This window comes from Gordonia sp. LMA484 (assembly GCF_058129505.1).
Genome location: NZ_CM176700.1, coordinates 2,948,441 through 2,966,555 on the forward strand (window position 1 = coordinate 2,948,441; position 18,115 = coordinate 2,966,555).

The 18,115-nt window shown below is 68.1% G+C and carries 15 protein-coding genes and 1 pseudogene; 5 read left to right on the forward strand and 11 right to left on the reverse strand.

Going from position 1 to position 18,115, the window contains the following annotated elements; all coding sequences use genetic code 11:
* The first annotated feature begins 225 nt into the window (after positions 1 to 225).
* Complete coding sequence (locus tag AC4AMJ_RS12955; RefSeq protein ID WP_489918227.1) at positions 226 to 2,148, forward strand: hypothetical protein; 1,923 nt, start codon at positions 226 to 228, stop codon at positions 2,146 to 2,148.
* Here the strand turns inward: AC4AMJ_RS12955 and AC4AMJ_RS12960 are convergent.
* The 8 genes from AC4AMJ_RS12960 to map all read right to left on the reverse strand — a co-directional run bounded on the left by AC4AMJ_RS12960 (position 2,119) and on the right by map (position 11,445).
* Positions 2,119 to 4,146, reverse strand: a complete 2,028-nt coding sequence (locus AC4AMJ_RS12960) for an AAA family ATPase (RefSeq protein WP_489918228.1) — start codon at positions 4,144 to 4,146, stop codon at positions 2,119 to 2,121. The two genes, AC4AMJ_RS12955 and AC4AMJ_RS12960, sit on opposite strands and share 30 nt — an antisense overlap.
* Positions 4,143 to 4,793, reverse strand: coding sequence for a Pvc16 family protein (locus AC4AMJ_RS12965; RefSeq protein ID WP_489918229.1), 651 nt, complete (start codon positions 4,791 to 4,793; stop codon positions 4,143 to 4,145). The genes AC4AMJ_RS12960 and AC4AMJ_RS12965 overlap by 4 nt, the downstream gene beginning before the upstream one ends.
* A gap of 1 nt (position 4,794) precedes the next feature.
* Positions 4,795 to 5,421 (reverse strand): response regulator transcription factor, encoded by a 627-nt coding sequence (locus AC4AMJ_RS12970; RefSeq protein WP_489918230.1) that lies wholly within the window; start codon positions 5,419 to 5,421, stop codon positions 4,795 to 4,797.
* Positions 5,422 to 5,467: 46 nt separating this feature from the next.
* Positions 5,468 to 6,769: a trypsin-like peptidase domain-containing protein gene (locus AC4AMJ_RS12975; RefSeq protein WP_489894581.1), complete on the reverse strand. Its 1,302-nt coding sequence runs from the start codon at positions 6,767 to 6,769 to the stop codon at positions 5,468 to 5,470.
* Between the two features lie 16 nt (positions 6,770 to 6,785).
* Positions 6,786 to 7,832 carry a DUF6777 domain-containing protein gene (locus tag AC4AMJ_RS12980; RefSeq protein WP_489918231.1) on the reverse strand — a complete coding sequence of 349 codons (1,047 nt, stop codon included), beginning with the start codon at positions 7,830 to 7,832 and terminating at the stop codon, positions 6,786 to 6,788.
* Positions 7,833 to 7,977: 145 nt separating this feature from the next.
* Positions 7,978 to 8,802 (reverse strand): alpha/beta fold hydrolase, encoded by an 825-nt coding sequence (locus AC4AMJ_RS12985; RefSeq protein ID WP_489894577.1) that lies wholly within the window; start codon positions 8,800 to 8,802, stop codon positions 7,978 to 7,980.
* 239 nt (positions 8,803 to 9,041) lie between these two features.
* Positions 9,042 to 10,571, reverse strand: a complete 1,530-nt coding sequence (locus tag AC4AMJ_RS12990) for a cobyric acid synthase (protein ID WP_489918232.1) — start codon at positions 10,569 to 10,571, stop codon at positions 9,042 to 9,044.
* A 10-nt stretch (positions 10,572 to 10,581) separates the two neighbouring features.
* Entirely contained in the window at positions 10,582 to 11,445 is an 864-nt protein-coding gene (map, locus tag AC4AMJ_RS12995) for a type I methionyl aminopeptidase (RefSeq protein ID WP_489918233.1), read from the reverse strand.
* A 207-nt stretch (positions 11,446 to 11,652) separates the two neighbouring features.
* Here map and AC4AMJ_RS13000 point away from each other — a divergent pair, with 207 nt between their 5' ends.
* From AC4AMJ_RS13000 to AC4AMJ_RS13010, 3 genes are read left to right on the forward strand one after another with little or no spacing between them, the layout of a single operon-like run.
* Complete coding sequence (locus tag AC4AMJ_RS13000; RefSeq protein WP_489900847.1) at positions 11,653 to 12,672, forward strand: heme/hemin ABC transporter substrate-binding protein; 1,020 nt, start codon at positions 11,653 to 11,655, stop codon at positions 12,670 to 12,672.
* Positions 12,669 to 13,760, forward strand: a complete 1,092-nt coding sequence (locus AC4AMJ_RS13005) for a FecCD family ABC transporter permease (protein ID WP_489894571.1) — start codon at positions 12,669 to 12,671, stop codon at positions 13,758 to 13,760. Before AC4AMJ_RS13000 ends, AC4AMJ_RS13005 begins: the two co-directional genes overlap by 4 nt.
* Before the next feature lie 2 nt (positions 13,761 to 13,762).
* The gene (locus AC4AMJ_RS13010) at positions 13,763 to 14,545 is read left to right on the forward strand and encodes a heme ABC transporter ATP-binding protein (RefSeq protein ID WP_489918234.1); all 783 of its coding nucleotides are present in this window, start codon (positions 13,763 to 13,765) and stop codon (positions 14,543 to 14,545) included.
* Positions 14,546 to 14,642: 97 nt separating this feature from the next.
* On the opposite strand, the pseudogene AC4AMJ_RS13015 reads toward AC4AMJ_RS13010, so the two are convergent.
* A pseudogene (locus AC4AMJ_RS13015) lies at positions 14,643 to 14,912 on the reverse strand (RpiB/LacA/LacB family sugar-phosphate isomerase); the annotation flags it as partial.
* Between AC4AMJ_RS13015 and AC4AMJ_RS13020 the strand changes: the two are divergent.
* Complete coding sequence (locus tag AC4AMJ_RS13020) at positions 14,897 to 15,013, forward strand: hypothetical protein (protein WP_489918424.1); 117 nt, start codon at positions 14,897 to 14,899, stop codon at positions 15,011 to 15,013. The pseudogene AC4AMJ_RS13015 and the gene AC4AMJ_RS13020 sit on opposite strands and share 16 nt — an antisense overlap.
* A 139-nt stretch (positions 15,014 to 15,152) precedes the next feature.
* Here the strand turns inward: AC4AMJ_RS13020 and AC4AMJ_RS13025 are convergent, their stop codons facing one another.
* Positions 15,153 to 16,988 (reverse strand): penicillin-binding transpeptidase domain-containing protein, encoded by a 1,836-nt coding sequence (locus AC4AMJ_RS13025; protein WP_489918235.1) that lies wholly within the window; start codon positions 16,986 to 16,988, stop codon positions 15,153 to 15,155.
* A gap of 231 nt (positions 16,989 to 17,219) precedes the next feature.
* Positions 17,220 to 18,056: a GNAT family N-acetyltransferase gene (locus AC4AMJ_RS13030; RefSeq protein ID WP_489900843.1), complete on the reverse strand. Its 837-nt coding sequence runs from the start codon at positions 18,054 to 18,056 to the stop codon at positions 17,220 to 17,222.
* Positions 18,057 to 18,115: the final 59 nt, after the last annotated feature.

Genomic DNA, 18,115 nt, shown 5'->3' on the forward strand with positions numbered 1-18,115 from the left:
AGGCGAGGGCAACGACTGCTGTCCTTTCGGGCAGAATCGGCGTCATCGACGCGTCGTCGCTGCCCACACCCCGGTGCTGCACGTGGGCGCCTGCCGCGGGGGCAACGAATCCTGCGCGATGGGGCAACCCGAACCGGACCATTCGCGATTGGGGCACCACCTGCGGCGTGACAGTCTGAAGTCCGGGACCACTGACGTCGACAGTCCGAGCCGGAGCGAAGTTCGATGGGTGACATCATCTGCGAGGCATGCGGAACCGCGAATCCACCGGGTACGCAGTTCTGCACGGAGTGCGATGCGTACTTCGGCTGGTCGCAGTCCGCGGGGCCTGGTGCGGGCGGCCCGTCGCCGTCGTCGCCTGCGCCCGCAACGAAGCCGCCCGGGGCGACCACGGTGACCCCGCCGAGCGCCGCCGACATCAGTCGGGTGATCGCGCCGACCGTCGAACCCGATCATCCCGCCGTCACACTCGATCCTGCCGTCGGCACGGGGATCGCGCTTCACATGTACAACCCGTCACCGATCGTCGACGGATATGTGGTGGAGATCCCCGACGCGCCTGAGTGGCTGACGGTCACCCACGAAGAGATCCGGCTGCTCCCGCACACGGACGCGATGGTCCCGGTCGGTTTCGGCCTCGCCGAAGGCCCTCTCCCCGAGGCACAGACGATCATGGTCGGCCTGGTGATCCGCTCGCTCACCGACGAACACAAGAGCACACCCGCAGAGATCGAGGTGACGGTCCCCCGGATCGGACGGCCCGTGCCGATCACCGTGCACCCGTCGGTGATCCGTCTCGAGGACGAGACCAGCGGCACCGTACAACTGACCCTGGACAATTCGGCCAGCAACTTTCCACAGTCGGTCACACTCGCCGCAACGGATCCGGAGGGTGTGGTCGACTTCGGCATCGAGCCGGATCATCTCACCGTCGGGCATGGTGCCACCGCAACCGCCACCCTGATGTTCCGATTGCCGGAGATCGACCACGGCACCCAGACCGACCGTCGCCTCACGGTGACCGCGACCTGCGGCGACGATGACAGCGACGCGTCGGTGTCGGTGACCCAGCAACGTTCCGAGGCACCCGCTTATGTTCCGGTGACCCTGCGGCTCGAGCCGAGCATCGTCCGTGTACGCGATTTCGCGATGGCCGACCTCGACGTGGTCGTCGACAATCGCCGCGGTGGCAGCCACCGCACACTCACCATCGGTGGGCGCGATCCCGAAGGCCGGGTGACATTCGCGTTCTCGACGTCTCAGGTCCAGGTGGCCGCCGGGAAGATCGTCGCACTCCGCCTCACCGTCGAGGCCGACCCGCCCGATGAGGGCAAGGACGTCTCCTATCCCTTCAGCGTCATCGCGACCGATGAGATCGACGAGGTGGAGACATCCGGCACGCTCACGCTGTCGAGCTCGGCCGCAGCCATCACGACTGCGGCGATCCGGCTGTATCCGAGCAAGATCACTGTCCGGAACACATCCACCGGACGCACCAAGGTGATCGTCGACAACACCGCATCCGACCGATGGCTCACGGTGCATCTGGCCGGCTCGGACCCGGAAGCCGCCGTGCGCGTGGCCATCCGGCCACCAACGGTGGAGGTCCCACCCCGACGGTCGGTGTGGGCGGAGGCGACCGTGACCGCCCCTTCCCCCGATCCGGGCGAGCACAGCGATCGCCCGCTGTCGTTCACCGCCACCGACGGGCGGGGCACCGTGACCTGCGATGGAGCCTTCGCCCAGCGCACCTCGGACTGGATGCCGGTGGCACGAGTGCTGCTCACCCTGATCGGCGCGCTCGTGTCGGCGGCGGGGGCGTTCGCTCCCTGGGCGAAGACCTTGCCGGACTACCTTGTCGACAAGCTCCTGGCGGCACCCGACGCCGACGCCGACCTGGTCGCGCAGACACAGCCCGCGGCGCGTGCCGCGGTGCTTGTCCTGGCGGCCGCGATGGCGCTCGGCGTGTTCGCAAAGACGGGGAAACCGACGCAGACCGCGGCGATCACGATGATCGTCGCATTCGTCGGCTACATGCTCTTCCTCACCCAGAAGTTCGGGACCGGCGGCCCGATGTACGGCGCGGTCCTCGTCGTGGTGGGCGCGGTCCTCGGATTCCTAGGCGGACTGTGTATCCGAAATCGATGACAGGAACCCGAATTCGGGTCCGATCAGTCGACCCAACTTGCGATACTCCTGCTCGACCCCATGGACCACATCGGCCGTGCACAGTGCGCGGCCTTCGGCAGCGGCACGATAGGCGGCGGTCACCGCGGCGGCCCGGATGTTACCGCCGGACATGGCGAAAGCCTTCGCACACGAGTCGATGTCGATCGAAGGCTCGCAGGGTACCGGTGCGGACAGGCACCTGCGCCACAGATCGCGGCGGGCGTCCTCGTCCGGCCGCGGAAACTCGATCACCGCATCCAGCCTCCTCGTGAAGGCGTCATCGAGGTTCGCGCGCAGATTCGTCGTCAGGATGGCCAGACCACGGAACGTCTCCATCCGCTGCAGCAGATAGGCGGTCTCCACGTTCGCGTATCGGTCCTGGGCGTCGCGCACCTCGCTGCGTTTGCCGAACAGCGCGTCCGCCTCGTCGAACACGAGCACCGCATTGACCGACTCCGCCTCGTCGAAGATCTGGTCGAGATTCTTCTCGGTCTCACCGATCCATTTCGACACCACCGAGGCCAGGTTGACCGAATACACGTCCAGGCCGAGATCGCCGGCAAGGACCTCGGCCGCCATCGTCTTCCCGGTGCCGGAATCGCCTGCGAACAGGCCGATCACCCCGTGTCCGCGGGCACCACCGCGCCGCATCCGCCACTCACCGAGCACCTGTTCACGATGACGTGCGCGACCCGCGAGATCACGCAGGGTCTCGATCGTCGCGGTGGGCAAGACCAGATCCGACCACCCGACCTCCGGCGTCGTGCGCTGCGCCAGCCGTTGCAGGCCGGCGGAATTCAGCATGCGCGCACCCTCACGGAGGTGACCGGCCGTCACGGTCGTCGACTGGACATCGGCGACCGCCTGGGCATTCGCCATGGCCCGGCGGATCTGGGCGGGGTCGAGGGCATACACCGCGACATCGTCTATGTCACGGTACGGCGCCGTCGACGCGACATCACGCCACAGACCCACACGTTCAACAGCGGTCACATGCGGCACGTCGATCTGGACCGGGAGTCGGTCGCACGTCTCCGGTTGCCAGGGCCCTCGCCCCACCAGGACGAGCGGCATCGGGCCGTCGAACAACGGTGCCCGCGTGGCGCGACCGAACAGTTCCTGGAAGCCGCACACCACCACCGTCGCATCGGCGAGCACGGCCTCGCGGCGGACGAGTCCCAACACGGCGTCGATGTCATCCCCGAGACGGGCGGCGTCCACGACCAGCATCCGCCGACCGGTCGCGGCAAGGGCGGCAGCCGCAGTGGCACCACCCATCCCTGCGTCGTCGTCGCGGAGGTAGATCAGAGTGCACCCGCCGCGGATCGCCCGTTCGACCTGCGTGGTTCCCGCCCCACTGTGCCGTCCCGGATCGACCAGTAGGTCGGCCACCTCCGGAGGCGGTACGTCGTGGCCGAGCAGGTGGTCGACGACCCGGTCCGGCACACGCAACGTGCGGGTGAGAAACGGACGGTCGACGTCGTCGACGGTCACCAGTCCCAGTGCCATCAGTGGTGCGTGCGGGGCGAGGCGACCACGCGCATCGGCATCCCAGGAGGAGAAGCCCGCGAGCGCCAACGCCACTGTCGGCGTGGCACGTCGCCGGGACACGTCATCATTCAGGTAGCCGTACAGCCGTTCCCACCGCGCGTCGATCTCCGGCAACGCACAGATGAGCAACAGCTCGACGTCGAGGTCGGTGAGCTCGGCACCGCGGGCGAGCCGACGCAGGCGCAGTTCGCCACCGGCCGCCTCGATCTCGTCGGCCTCTTGTTCGACCCGGGTCCGATCGGCATCGTGCGGAGGTGGGTCCGCATTCGGCTCGAGGAGCGCGTCCACTGTGTCGTCGCCGATGTAGAGGCCTCGAAACGGATCGTCCGGCGTCGGGTCGAACTGTCGACGAAACGCCACCACGTCTCGAATCCGGTTCTCCACCAGGTGGGTTCGTGACCGTAGGTAACGCAGACCGTCGGTCACGGCGTGGCCTCGGCCGTCGCATCGGCGCCGTCCTCGACGATCCGGGGACGACGCCGGATCTCCCGCGGACGATCCGGTACGGCGAGGTCGCCCATCTCCAGCACCGGAGCGGACACCGGAGGGCCCACCGATTGGGTACGGGTCACCGGCATCGGCGCGCAGATCACCACGTCCACCGAGGGTTTCAGTTCGCCGCCCAGGGCGCTCCACACATCCGCGAACGACCGATCCTCCGACGGCGGCAGTGCCACCGTCATGGTGACGGGCAGTCCCAGGCCACTCAACGTCGGTCCGAGCCGTTCCGGACCGATCACCTGATAGTTGATCAGACACTGCAGCAGTCGGGACAGCAACCCGTGTTCGTCCTCGGGGCGCTGTGTCCACGCGGCCACCAGGTAGGACAGTCGGAAGTGGCGTGGCGGGCTGTGCCGGGCGGTCGTTCGGTTGCCGTCGTACTCGTTGACGTACCCGGTCCCCCGCCGCCGCACGTCCTCACGGATGTCGTACAGATAGGCACAGATGGTCGGCCCGGTCCGTTTGCTCGCCCATTCCTTGGTCGGCGCGTCGAACGCCACATCGACACTCGCGCCGCCGAGCGCGTCGTCGACGATGATCGCGCGCAGTGCCGCGTCGATCTCGTCGATCACCTCAGATCAACCCCTCGCGCAGGGCATAGGCCACGGCGTGCGACCGGTTCCTCAGCTGCAGACGGGTCGTCACATCGTGCAAGACGTTCTTCACGGTGCGTTCGCTGTAGCACAGCTTCTTGGCGATCGCCGCGGTGTCGTCTCCTTCGGAGACCAGTCGCAGCACATCGATCTCGCGCTCGGTCAATCCGGAGAAGTGCAACCCGCGCGGCGCGAGCACCTGCCGTTGCAGGCGGCCCACTTGACCGAGCAGATTCCCCACCAGGTCTGCGGGCATCACCCCGCCGCCGTCGGCGACCTTGCGGATGTGCCGGGTCAAGGTGTCGGCGGTGGCGTCAGACCTGCGGATCAGGCCGCTCACACCGGCTTCGGCCGCCTCGATCACAACGGATTCGTCGATCGTGCCGAGTACCAGCATCGTGCGCGGTACACCGTTGCGCTGCAGCGCCTTCAGGTTGCGCTTCACCAGGTCGTCGAGCCGGTCGGCGACCACCAGCGCGACCTCCGCGGTGTCCACAGCGGTACCGCTGACGATGATCACCTCGGGCCGCAGGTTGAGCTGGCTGGCGACGCCGGCCTGTAGGACCGGGTCGTTCGAATAGACATATGTGGCGATTCTGCGTTGCATGATCTCTGTCTCCCAACGTCTCATGCGTGGTGGTTCGGTCCCCCGATCACTCCTGGCGTTTGCCGCACCTCCCGCAAAACGACTGTCCTGGTGCCAGTTCGAAGCCACAGTTGTCACAACGCGGGCTCGGCCCCCCACCCGGGCCCATCGCAGGTGGCGCCTGACCCATCGGTGCGGTCGCCCGGGCATCGGGTGAGGGCTGCGGAGGTCGAGCGGCGTAGGCTCCGGCGGGCAGCGCATCCCCGGGAACGTCAGAGTTCGAACGATTACCACGGTGCGTGTACAGGTAGTAGGCCAGCCCTCCGGCGGCGGCGATCGCAACGAGAATGCCCGCGCCGATGAGGATCATCGTGGTCACGTTGCCGTCGCTCGACGGGCCTCCGCCGGCCGCCTCGCGTCGGCGCACCGCATCGGTCCGCAGTGCGAACGCGTTCGGATAGCTCGGCGAGAGCGAGAGCGAGTTGTCGAAGTTCTCGATCGCCGCGCTGTAGTCGCCCTGGTAGTACTGCCCGAGTGCCTGGCGGTAGGACTTGTCGGCGGGCGACAGCTCCGAGGTCACCCCGTTGTTCTTCATCATCTCCTGCAGCTCGCTGACCGCCGTCACGTAGTTGAAGTCACCGGTCTCGTCGGGTGGCCGGAAGCTGTTGATGCCGACGACTTTTCCGTCGTCACCGATGGTCGGCCCACCACTCATTCCGGGCGACATGGCCGCACTCACCTCGAGGACCGGGGCGGTCCCGGCGGTTCTGATCGCGCTGATGGTGCCACTCTTGGCGGTCGGTTCGAGGCTGTAGTCGGTGACCGTCGCCGTGGTCGCCGGATAACCGATCGCCTGGACGGGGTTGCCGACCTGGGGCTCGGTCGTCGACAGCTGCGAGGACGGGAGGTTCGACAGTTGGACGTTCAACAGCGCCACGTCCCCCTGGCCCAGCGGGCGGACGTCCACGACGCGTGCCGGTACCGGCTTGACCTTGTCACCGGACTGACCGGCGCCGAGTACCGAGACCTCGAGACCGCTCGATGCGATCCGATCGAGGATGAGGTTGCCGGAGCCACTGGTCGCATGTTCGCCCTGGAGGTGACCGGGGTCGACACAGTGCCCAGCGGTGGCGATGTAGCCGTCGGGGTTGACGACGAATCCGGTACAGCGAGCCGTCGCCACACCGGGAATCGAGCTCTCCAGATACACGATCGCCGGCCGGATGAGCGCCGCAGCCCGCGTGGCGGGCGAGTCGGTCGGCGCCGGTGCGGCCCATCCCGGTGCCGCGAGGAACGCCGACGACGCACCGAGGATCGCGGCGACGACCGCGACCCCGGCGCGACGGGTGGCCGATTGCGTGCGGGTCATGTGACTTCCGTTCCTCTCAGGAGACGCCGGCGACCTGGGAAGCGGCTCCGGCTTGTCCGCTGCCCCCTCCGGCGGCGCCCTGTTGACCTGCGCCTTGTTCCCCAACGCCTGGTTCCGCAGCGCCTGGTTCCACCGCGCCCTGCCCGGCCGGCGCTTGACCGCCCGAGTCCCCGGCCCCCGGCTCGGCGGGAGCCTGCTCGTCAGCGGGGGGCGCTCCACCGTCGCCGGGCGCCTCGGACACGTCACCGCCACCGGTGTCAGGTTGATCACCATCGCCCGGTTGCACCACGGGCGGCTCCGACGAGCTCATGTCAGGGGGCGGGACGTCGCCGGAAACAGGTTCGGAGACCGACGGTCCGGGCTCGGATGCGCTGGGTGCCACCGAGCTGCTGTCAACATGCGGCGCGGACGGCGCGACCACCTTGTGGGTGTCCAGGTTCGCCCACTGTGGACCCGTGTACGTCACGTTGTCCAGAGCGACGTCGGCCGGCGTCAGCGGACTGCCACTGGCACAGCGCACCCGGGGAACCCAGCTGCCGTCCACCAGGATCGCGGTCCCGGACTGCAGCAGAGCATCCACGGCCGTCGCGTGCCCGTCTTGGTAACCGTGGTCGGTGACGACGGTGTCGCGAAGCAGCACGACCTGCCGTAGCGAATCGACGTAGTCGGGGATGTCTCCCACTCCGAGGACATCGCGCCACGCCGCGGCCTTGGCGGGATCGGATTGCAGAAAGTCGACGAGCTGGTGGGTGTCGCACACCGTCTGATCGTTGGTGCCACCGTAGAGTCCGACCACCGATCCATCGGCCGCAGATGCCTGACCGGCGGGGCCCGTGACCCTGGCGTCCAAGGTGACGACCTTCGACAGATCCACCGGCTCGGCGACGGATTCGGTCCAGGGCGAGTCACCCTGGGACGTCGCCGCCTCGAGCAGCACCTGGCTGGACTCCGGTTCGACGTTCTTGGTACAGCCCGCGATGATCACCGTCGCGATGGCGGCGAGCGCCACGAGTCCGAGACATCCCGCCCCCGCGGGGGCGATCCGATATCTGAGCGCGGCCATGCATCGATGCTCGTCGTCGACGCCGCACAAAGCACGAGTAGGCGACTACTCCTGTTCGGACCGACCACTACCCCAACCGGCTCGGGCCGATACCCGACTTCGCCGGCGACCGCTGGCCCCGCGAGGAACGGCTGTGATGTGGAGGTCAGAAAACCGTCGACCGCAGCGCGATCTCGGATGCCAGCGCCGCGCTGGCCTGCTGTGGGATCCAATGACCCACACCTGCGAGCTCGCAGAAACGGAAGTCCGAGTACGCGTAGCGGCCGCTGCGCTCGGCCTGTTCGCGCCCGAGGGCGGAGTCCTCGTCTCCCCAGATCATCGTGGCGGGAATCTCCACCGCTGGGCAGGCCAGTGTCTCGGCGATGTTGCCGGTGAAATTGGCCCGGTACCAGTTGAGAGCTGCGGTCAGGGCGCCGGGTTCGAGCAGCGGGGCCATCTCCTCGGCGGTGATCCCGGTACGTCGTAGCAGCGCGCCGTTGCGCGCGAGCAACTTGTCCTCGGCGCCTTCGGCGATGAAATCCTTGATGTACGTGGACCGTTCACGTTGGTCACTGGAATCGAGGGCGTCGCGCATCGCCGACGGATGTCCCGTACTCGCCGCCACCAGGCCGGTGAACCGGTCCGGATGCTTGCCGGCGAGATGCCACGCGACGATCCCGCCCCAATCGTGGCCGACGAGCATCGCGTACTGCACCCCGACGGCGTCGAGAACGCCGATCGCGTCGGCGACCAACAGGTCGAGGCGGTAGTCGGCCACCGCCTCGGGACGCGCCCCGGGGCTGTACCCTCGCTGATCGAAAACGATTGTGCGCAAACCACTTTCATGAAGCCGGGGAACCACGTCGTCGAAGCAGGAACTGTTGACCGGGAACCCGTGCAGAAGAAGCACCCACTTGCCGTCCGCCGGCCCCCCGGTGCGGATGTCGAACGTGTGTTCGCCGACCTGAACGGCGCGCTGTTGCGTGTCCACCGGCCCAGGATAGGCGAGAACCCGATTCCCCGGTCGGCGCGGTCGTCGGGACCGCGCGTCCCCCGGAAGAGCACCTCTGAGATGCGCCCCAGGAATGCACCCTGGTGAAGACCGCCAGGAACACCATGTCCACGGCGGGCCTCGCCGGGGCGCATGTCTGGGACGCTTTTCCGGGGCGCATCTCGCGGGCGCTTCGCCAGGGCGCATCTGCGGGCGCATCCGGCGATGGCGCCCTCCGATCACCGGACCGCGTGACGGATCACCGGCGCGTGCGGGTCGGCTCCGCGCTCCAGCAGCGTCTCGATGGCAGCGATGTCGAGGTGCTCGCCGATCAGGTCGGCGATCAGGTCGACCTGGGTGTCGCGGATCTCGTCGACCACCGTCGTCTCGGCGACGACGAAGCCGGGCTTGCCGCACTGGTCCGCGACGCGGCGCAACAAGTCGCGCCGGAATGCGTCCCCGGCGAGCAGGCCATGCCAGTGGGTACCCCGGACCGCGCCGCGTACGGCCCCCTCCCGACCGTGCTGCGCGTCGACGATCCAGTGCTGTTCACCCGAGGACCGCACCCGTCCGTGATGGATCTCGTAGCCGCTGATCACGTGTCCCGCGCCCATCCCGGTCACCTGCCGGAGGACCTTGTCGTGGTCGAACGCGATCTCGATGTCGAGGACACCGAGCCCGTCGACGGGTCCCGTCCCCGACTCGACCGGATCGTCGATACGCCGGGCCAACATCTGGAAGCCCCCGCAGACCCCGATCAGCGGCCTGTCCCCGAGTGCCCGTTCGACGACCGCATCGGCGAGACCTCGCGCGCGCAGCCACGCCAGATCCGACACCGTGGCCCGCGTTCCGGGCAGCACCACCAGATCCGCCGACCGCACGCTCGCGGGGTCGTCGACCCAGGTGACGTCCACGCCGGGTTCACAGCCCAGCGCCTCGACGTCGGTCGTGTTCGACACCCGCGGCAGGCGGATCGCGGCGACCGACAGCCGCACGCCGCCGGGATCGTGCCCGCCGTCGTCGTGCGGGCCGACGCGCCGCCCGACCGGCACGGCCAGCGAGTCCTCGGCGTCGATCCACAGATCGGTGCGGAACGGGACCACCCCGAGGGTCGGCCGGCCGGTCAGTGCGTGCAGCTGTTGCAGGCCGGGCGCCAGGATCGCCGGGTCGCCACGGAATTTGTTGATGACATAACCGGCGATCAACCGCTGGTCGTCGGGGTCGAGCACGGCCGTGGTGCCGAACAGGTGTGCCAGCGACCCACCGCGGTCGATGTCGCTGACGACCAGCACCGGAAGGCCGGCCGCGCGGGCGAGTCCCATGTTCGCGAGGTCGGTGGCACGCAGGTTGATCTCCGCCACCGAGCCGGCCCCCTCGCAGATGACCACGTCGAAATCGTTCCGGAGGGAAGCGAGTTCATCTGCGACGATGCCGCTCAGTCGGGTTCGCCATGACTGGTAGTCGCGGGCGCCGACGTCGCCGGCGGGCTGCCCACGGATCACCACGTGCGAGCGACGGTCACTGCCCGGCTTGAGCAGCACCGGGTTGAAGCGAGTGGACGGTTCCAGACCGCAGGCGTACGCCTGCAACGCCTGGGCCCGACCGATCTCGCCGCCGTCGATGGTGACCGCAGAGTTGTTCGACATGTTCTGCGCCTTGAACGGCGCCACCGTGATCCCCCGCCGACGCAGCAGACGGCACAGACCGGCGACGATGAGACTCTTGCCCGCGTCGGAGCTGGTGCCGCCGATGAGCAGCGCACCCGTCACGACCGCTCGATCACTGGTCGGGCAGGGTCAGGATCTCCGCGCCGTCCTCGGTGACCACGAGAGTGTGCTCGAACTGGGCGGTCCACTTCTTGTCGTTCGTGACGACCGTCCAGCCGTCGTCCCAGATCTCATACCCGAGTCCGCCGAGATTGATCATCGGTTCGATGGTGAAGACCATGCCCGGCTCGATGACGGTGTCCACGTTCGGCTGGTCGTAGTGCAGGATCACCAGCCCGTTGTGAAAGGTCTCGCCGATGCCGTGCCCGGTGAAGTCGCGCACCACGTTGTAGCCGAACCGGTTGGCGTAGGCCTCGATGACGCGACCGATGACGTTGAGCTCACGACCGGGCTTGACCGCCTTGATCGCCCGTTCGGTCGCGATCCGGGTCCGCTCGACGAGGTCCGCCGCCTCGGTCGACACCTCACCGGCCAGGAAGGTGGCGTTGGTGTCGCCGTGCACGCCGTCGACGTATGCCGTCACATCGATGTTCACGATGTCACCGTCGGAGATGACGGTGGAGTCCGGGATGCCGTGGCAGATCACCTCGTTGAGCGAGGTGCAGCACGATTTGGGAAATCCCTTGTAACCGAGAGTCGACGGGTACGCGCCGTGGTCGATCATGTACTCGTGCGCGACCCGGTCGAGCTCGTCGGTGGTCACCCCGGGTGCGACGGCCTTACCCGCCTCGGCGAGCGCATTGGCCGCGATCCGCCCGGCGACCCTCATCTTCTCGATCGTGTCCGGGGTCTGCACCCAGGGCTCGTGGCCTTCGTCGGCCGTCGGCTTCCACGCGTACTCCGGCCGTGCGATCGAATCCGGGACCGGGCGGGTGGGCGACACCGTGCCGGGTCGCAGGGCAGCGCGAACAGTCATGGATCCCACCTTATCCAAGAGGCCCGGCGGAGCCGGCCTCGACGGCACCGGTCGAACCCGGGTGCCCCCACCCCCGCCCGACCAGCGTTGTCGGGCGCGGCGGTGCCCGTGACTAAGGTGAGACTAAGCGAACGTGGGAGACGGCGAGTGCGGAGGAATCGTGACGCGGGTGAGCCGGTGAGCAGAGTCACCAGAATCGGCAGCGTCGTGCGCTCACTCCTCGTCGCGGTCGTACTGCTGTCGGTCGGCTCCACCACGGCGTGTTTCGTCGAGCCGATCGAGCAGACCCACGACACGGTGTCACCCACGGCGCACCTGCGCAACGGCCCCCAGACGGCTGAACTCGCGCAGAAGGACGTCGACCCCATCGCTCGCGATCCGTCACCGACCCTGCCGGTGACCGTCGATTCGATCCGGTACGGAAAGGTGACGGTCACCGACACGAACCGGATCATCGCCGTCGACATCAACGGCACCCTCGGGAGCATCGTGTACTCGCTGGGCATGGGGTCACACGTCGTCGGTCGCGACACCTCGACCGCGTTCCCCTCGGCCTCGGCGGTACCGGTGGTCACCAACCGCGGTCACAGCCTCAACGCGGAGGCGGTGCTCGCGCGGAACCCCACCGTGCTGCTCGCCGACGAGAACACGGTGCCGGCGGCCGCGGTCGACCAGATCCGTGAGTCGGGTGTACCGGTCATCCTCTTCCCCGGTACCCGCAGCCTCGACGCCAACGACGCACTCATCCGCTCCGTCGCAGGTGCCCTCGGCGTACCCACCCAGGGCGAGCAACTCGTCGCGCGAACCGACCGCCAGGTGAAGCAGGCGCGCGAACTCGTTCCCTCGCCATCCGGTGATCCGGTGATCGCCTTCGTCTACATTCGCGGTCGCAACCTGATCCTGCTGGCCGGACCCGGCTCCGGCGCCGACGACCTGATCGCCCACCTCGGCGGGCGCGACGCCGGCGAGGAAGCCGACCTGTCCGGCGCGTTCACCGCGATCAGTGCCGAGGCGATGATCAAGGCCGATCCCAACGTGATCCTGGTCATGACACAGGGCGCCGACACCGTCGGGGGGCTCGACGGTGTGCTGGGCCTGCCGGGCATCGCCGAGACCGATGCCGGCCGGCACCGCCGGGTGGTGCAGATGGACGAGACCAAGATCTTGGCGTTCGGACCCGATGTCGGCGAGGTGCTCGCATCCCTGGCCGGGGCCATCTACACATGAGCGCACCGACCACCGGACGGGTGTCGTCCCGGCTCGCCGACGATCAGCGCGGCCGGCGGCGCACCCGCAACATCGTCGCGATGACCGTGCTGCTGGTCGCGACGGCCGCGCTCGTCGTCGTGTCGGCCGGGATCGGCAAGGTCGACGTGCCTCCCACGGAGGTCCTCGGCAGCCTCGCGCACCACTTCCATCTGCAGGTCGGACCGCTGCCCTCCCACCCCAACGGCGAAGCCGCACTGTGGAATGTCCGGTTCCCACGCATCGTGCTGGGGCTGCTCGTCGGGGCCGCGCTCGGCGCGGGTGGCTGTCTGTTGCAGGGTGTTCTCGCCAACCCGCTCGCCGAACCGGGCATCATCGGGGTCTCGTCCGGCGCGGCCGTCGGCGCGTGCCTGATGATCGTGCTCGGTGGCGGAACGGCCAACGACTGGGCGCTGGCCGGCGCCGCGTTCGTGTTCGGGCTGTTCACCGCGGCATCGGTCTACCTGCTGTCGCTCCGCGACGGTTCCACCTCGGCGATCATGTTGGTGCTCACCGGAATCGCGGTGAACGCGTTCGCGCTCGGCATCATCGCCTACCTCACATTCGTGGCGTCGACCGCAGCCCGCGAACAGATCGTGTTCTGGCAATTGGGCTCGCTGGCCGGGACCACCTGGGACGAGATCTGGGTGGCCGCCCCGCTCATCGTGGCCGCGGTGGCCGCCTCGCTGGTTCTCGTGCACAAACTCGATCTGCTCGCGCTCGGCGAGATCCAGGCCGCCTCGCTGGGTGTCAACGTCGAAGTGGTGCGGCGCCAGGTGATCGTCCTGGTGTCGATCCTCACCGCGGCGGCCGTCGCCTTCGCCGGGATCATCATGTTCGTGGGCCTGGTTGTGCCGCACGTCCTGCGCCTGATCGTCGGCCCGCGCCACGCGATCCTGCTGCCGGCCAGCGTTGTCGGCGGAGCCCTCGTCATCACCGCCGCCGACCTCGCCGCCCGGACCATGCTCGGCGACGCCGACCTTCCGCTGGGCATGTTCACCTCGCTGATCGGCGGCCCGGTGTTCTTCATCCTGCTGCGACGCAGTCGGCGCGCCGGGGCGGGATGGTGAGCATGGCCATCGGCACCTCCGGCATCGTCGCCGAACACATCACCGTGCGCCTCGGCGGCCGCGACGTGGTGAAAGATGTGTCGCTGCATGTCGATCCCGGGTGCTTGCTGGCGCTCGTCGGCCCGAACGGCTGCGGGAAGTCGACGCTGCTGTCGGTGCTGGCCGGATTACGCGGGCCCGAGAACGGCACCGTCCACATCGACGAGCACGAGGTGTCGAAGGTCTCGTCGCGCGAACTCGCCCGGCTGCGTTCCTTCGTCACACAGCACAACCGGACCGACACCCCGTTCTCGGTGATCGAGGTCGTCGAGATGGGTCGTTACCCCTGGCTGCGCACCCCCGATGCGGTGAGATCGCCGGAGGTCATCGATACGGCGATCAACTCCTGCGATCTGACGGACATCGCCGACCGTCCCTTCGCGCAGTTGTCGGGCGGGCAGCAGGCGCGGGTCTCGATCGCCCGGGCGCTGGCCCAGGAGGCACCGGTGATGCTGCTCGACGAGCCGACGGCGGCGCTCGACATCCACCACCAGGAGTCGGTGCTCGACATCCTGCGGGCCGCCCGTGATCGCGGTGCCGCCGTCCTGCTCGTGGTGCACGATCTGTCGCTCGCCGCGGCCTACGCCGACCGGGTGGCGTTGATGAAGGACGGCCACCTGCTGGCCCACGGTCCGACCCGCGACGTTATGACCGCCGAACTGTTGTCGAAGACCTACGATCACCCGGTGGAGATCTGGGACCATCCGGAGTCCGGGCAACCGATCATCGTGCCGCGACGTACCTAGTGGTATATCCAGGTGACTCAATCCTGAAATGAGCTCGCCGCGGGCACCAGCTCGTGGCAGGCACCAGCTCACGGCGGGCATCAGCTCACAGCGGGCATCAGCTCACAGCGGGAATCCGCTCATAATCCCCGATCGCCGCGACCTTCTCGGCCGATGCCGACGCCGGGTCGAATCGGTAACCGAGCCATTCCCGCGCCAGGTCGACACCCATGACGCGCTGGCCGAAACAGAGGATCTGTGCGTCATTCGATAGGATCGCCCGTTCGACCGAGAAGCTGTCGTGCGCGGTCACCGCGCGGACCCCGGGAATCTTGTTGGATGTTCGCCGGAGTCGACCGTGGCATCCGCAACATGGACGCGCGACGTCACCTGGACATCGTCGATGCCATCGCCACCGGTGACGCGGACAAGGCCGCCGCGACCGTCGCCGCGCACATGGCGGCAGCGGCGGACACGCTCGTCGCGTAGCCGCGAGCACATTCGTCCACGGCCTCGCTGTCGTCCCATCGGCGTTCCGCGCCGCCGGCGCCCGGTCGGTGTCCGATCAAGCTGTGCCCGGCTGACCTTCCCAGGTGCGGATGGAAGTGGAGCGACGATCTGACCTCGGTCAGGAGCGCGCGCCGGCCGCGTACCCGGGCGGCAGGAACGAGAAGAAGTCCCGAGTCACGCCGACGGCGTTGTTGGAGTCCCCGCCTCGAACCACCAACGTCGCGAAGGCGAGGTCGCCGCGGTAGCCGGCGAACCAGGCATGCGACCCACCGGCGAACTCTGCCTCACCGGTCTTGCCGAGGACCGTTCCCTCGTCGGCGATGACGGTACCGGTGCCCTGGGTGACCACGGCCCGCATCATCGGACGCAGTTCGGCGATCACCGAGGGATCCAGTGTCGGCTGTGGGCCCTCTATCTTCGTCGGCTTGCCGAGGATCAGTTGCGGTACCGGCGCCTCGCCGTTGTGCGCCACCGTCGCCGCGACCATGGCCAGACCGAACGGGCTCACCAATACTTTTCCCTGACCGAATCCATCCTCGGTGCGTGCGACCAGTTCCGGCGCGATCGGCACCGAACCGGATACGACGTCGAGGCCGGCGATGTCATAGTTCTGACCGATGCCCATCGCCGCAGCGGTGTGCGCGAGATCCGAGGGCCCCATCTTGCTGGCGAGGTACGCAAACGTCGTGTTGCACGAACTGGCGAACGCCTGCAGCATCGGCACCGTGCCGAGCGAGAAGCGATCGTAGTTGGGGATCCGGCGAGGACCGATCTCGATCTCACCGGGACAGGGCACCATCGATCCCGGGTGAGCAAGGTTGCGGCTGATCGCCGAGGCCGCAGTGACCATCTTGAAGGTCGAACCGGGCGGATACAGGCCGGAGGTCGCGATCGGCCCGTTTCGGTCCGCTGCCTTGTTCTGCGCGACGGCGAGGATGTTGCCGGTCGAGGGCTGGATGACCACCATCGCTATCTGGAACCGGTTGGTGGCGTCGACGGCGCGTTGCGCCGCGGTCTGAACCTGCCGCGACAGACTCAGCGAGATGGCCGGGGCCGGCTTGGGTGCGTGGTCGGCGAGGACATCGGCGTCGAGTCCGTTGGGATTGACGGTCACGACCCGCCAGCCGACCCGCCCATCGACCTCGCTGTTGACGACCTTCTTGACCTCGGTCAGCAATGCGGGCGCGAAATCCGGGTTCTTGGGGACGAGTTCGGCCTGCACATTGTGCACGACGCCGGGAATGGCCAATCGATCACGGAGCCGGTCGAAATCGCGCTCGGACAACCGCGTGATCGGATACGGCCCGTCGCTCGCGGTCGACTCCTCGGCGATCGTCTGCGCGGACAGGCCGGGTGCGTAGCCCTGCAGGGCCCCGACGAGGCGGGTGACCGAATCAGCCACCGATCCGTTCGCCGCGGCCTGTTTCGCGTCGAAGTTGATCCCGATCACCGACCCGTTGACCAGCACCTCCGAACCGTCGGATTCGTTCACGGTGGCCCGCGGCGCGTCCACCATCTGCAGCGAAAGTCGTTGATTGGCACCGAGATCCGGGTGGATATCGGTTGAGGTCCAGCGCACCGACCAGCCGGAGTCCGACCGTGCCAGATTCACCCGGGCCGGGTAGCTCCACTCCCGGCCGCGCGGCAGATCCCAGTGATAGGTGACGTCGATGTCGGCGATGTCCCCGTTGACGCGCGCCTTTCCCGTACTCGCGGTGAGTTTCTCGGCGGCCAGTCCGACCCACGCGGCATCGAGGCCGCTGCGGGCTTGTTGCGGATCGTCGGTGAGATCGGCGGCCTCAGCGGTGTTCTTGGCGCCGAACGCGGCGAGGAACCGTTCCACGGCCTGGCGCGGTCCGTCGTCCACCGTTGCGCATCCGGCAACGCCCAGTGTCAACGCAGCGCTGACCGAAACACAGGCCACACTGATTACTCGCCGTCTCATCTGCAACATCAGTGTCGATGATATGGCGCTGCACCATGAAAATCCGCTGCGCCACGCGGTGGCAATCGTGCGGGTTTGCCGGCCGTATGACCGATCGCGATCACCGCGGATGCCGGATGGGCCGACCACCGAGCCCGACCACCGAGGTAGACCGCAACTGTGCCGGGATCACACTCACCAGGTGATGTCCGCCACCGATCCGCGCCGCGGCAGCCTCCTCGGGCGGGCCGGCCGCGCGACTCAGTCGACCAGAACGGTCGCGAAGCTGCCGACCTCACTGAAGCCGACCTGCCGATACACTTCGCGCGCAGGCAGATTGAAGTTGTTGACGTAGAGGCTGGGAGTGCGGCCGAGCCCGATGATGGCGGCGGCGACCGCTGCGGTGCCGCCCGCGCCGAACCCCTCGCCCCGACGGTCCGGCGCAACCCAGACACCCTGGATCTGCCCGACTCGGCGCGACAACGAACCGATCTCCGCTTTGAAGACGACGTCACCGTGGTCGAAGCGCGCGAACACTCGTTGCGCAGTGATCAACGACGCCAGTCGGCGCCGATACGAACGCCCCCCGTCACCCACCCGCGGATCGACACCCACCTCACCGATGAACATGTCGATCGCGGCCGGCAGGTATGCGTCCAGGTCGTCGAGGGTGACGAGTCGGACGAGCGGGTCGGGCGCGACCATCGGCGGACCGGTGAGCGCCATCAGCGGCTGGTTGTCGCGCACCTCCCGGGCCGGCCCCCAGCAGGGCTCGATCCGATCCCACAGCGGCAACACCATTTCCGCACGCCCGACGATCGACGAGCACAACCGAGGTGCTGCCGCCGCGCGGTCGGCGAAACCTTCCATCTCCTCGGGCGAGCCGACCAGCGGGATGAGATTGGCGCCGGAGAAGCACAACGACGAACGGGGATCGTCGACGGTCCACAGCTCGCCACCCAGCAGCCGCGGATTGATACCGTGCGTCTCGAAACGCGCCGCGACCATACACATCGCCACCGGATCCGACGTCAACACCCGTTCGACCACCGGCGCATCCCGTGCGCCCAGCGGGCGATCGCCCAGTAGCTTCAGCACCACCGCTCCCTCTGCCATGTCCGGCGGGATGCGTCCCACGGCCGCGGGGCCGTCGGCGG

Excerpts from the sequence above, each read along its gene's own strand:
- AC4AMJ_RS12970 (WP_489918230.1), bottom strand. The coding sequence starts at position 5,421 with ATGCAACGCAGAATCGCCACATATGTCTATTCGAACGACCCGGTCCTA.
- AC4AMJ_RS13005 (WP_489894571.1), top strand. The coding sequence starts at position 12,669 with ATGAGCGCACCGACCACCGGACGGGTGTCGTCCCGGCTCGCCGACGAT.
- AC4AMJ_RS12975 (WP_489894581.1), bottom strand. The coding sequence starts at position 6,769 with ATGACCCGCACGCAATCGGCCACCCGTCGCGCCGGGGTCGCGGTCGTC.
- AC4AMJ_RS13025 (WP_489918235.1), bottom strand. The coding sequence starts at position 16,988 with ATGTTGCAGATGAGACGGCGAGTAATCAGTGTGGCCTGTGTTTCGGTC.
- AC4AMJ_RS12955 (WP_489918227.1), top strand. The coding sequence starts at position 226 with ATGGGTGACATCATCTGCGAGGCATGCGGAACCGCGAATCCACCGGGT.
- AC4AMJ_RS12980 (WP_489918231.1), bottom strand. The coding sequence starts at position 7,832 with ATGGCCGCGCTCAGATATCGGATCGCCCCCGCGGGGGCGGGATGTCTC.
- AC4AMJ_RS13020 (WP_489918424.1), top strand. The coding sequence starts at position 14,897 with ATGGACGCGCGACGTCACCTGGACATCGTCGATGCCATCGCCACCGGT.
- AC4AMJ_RS13010 (WP_489918234.1), top strand. The coding sequence starts at position 13,763 with ATGGCCATCGGCACCTCCGGCATCGTCGCCGAACACATCACCGTGCGC.
- map (WP_489918233.1), bottom strand. The coding sequence starts at position 11,445 with ATGACTGTTCGCGCTGCCCTGCGACCCGGCACGGTGTCGCCCACCCGC.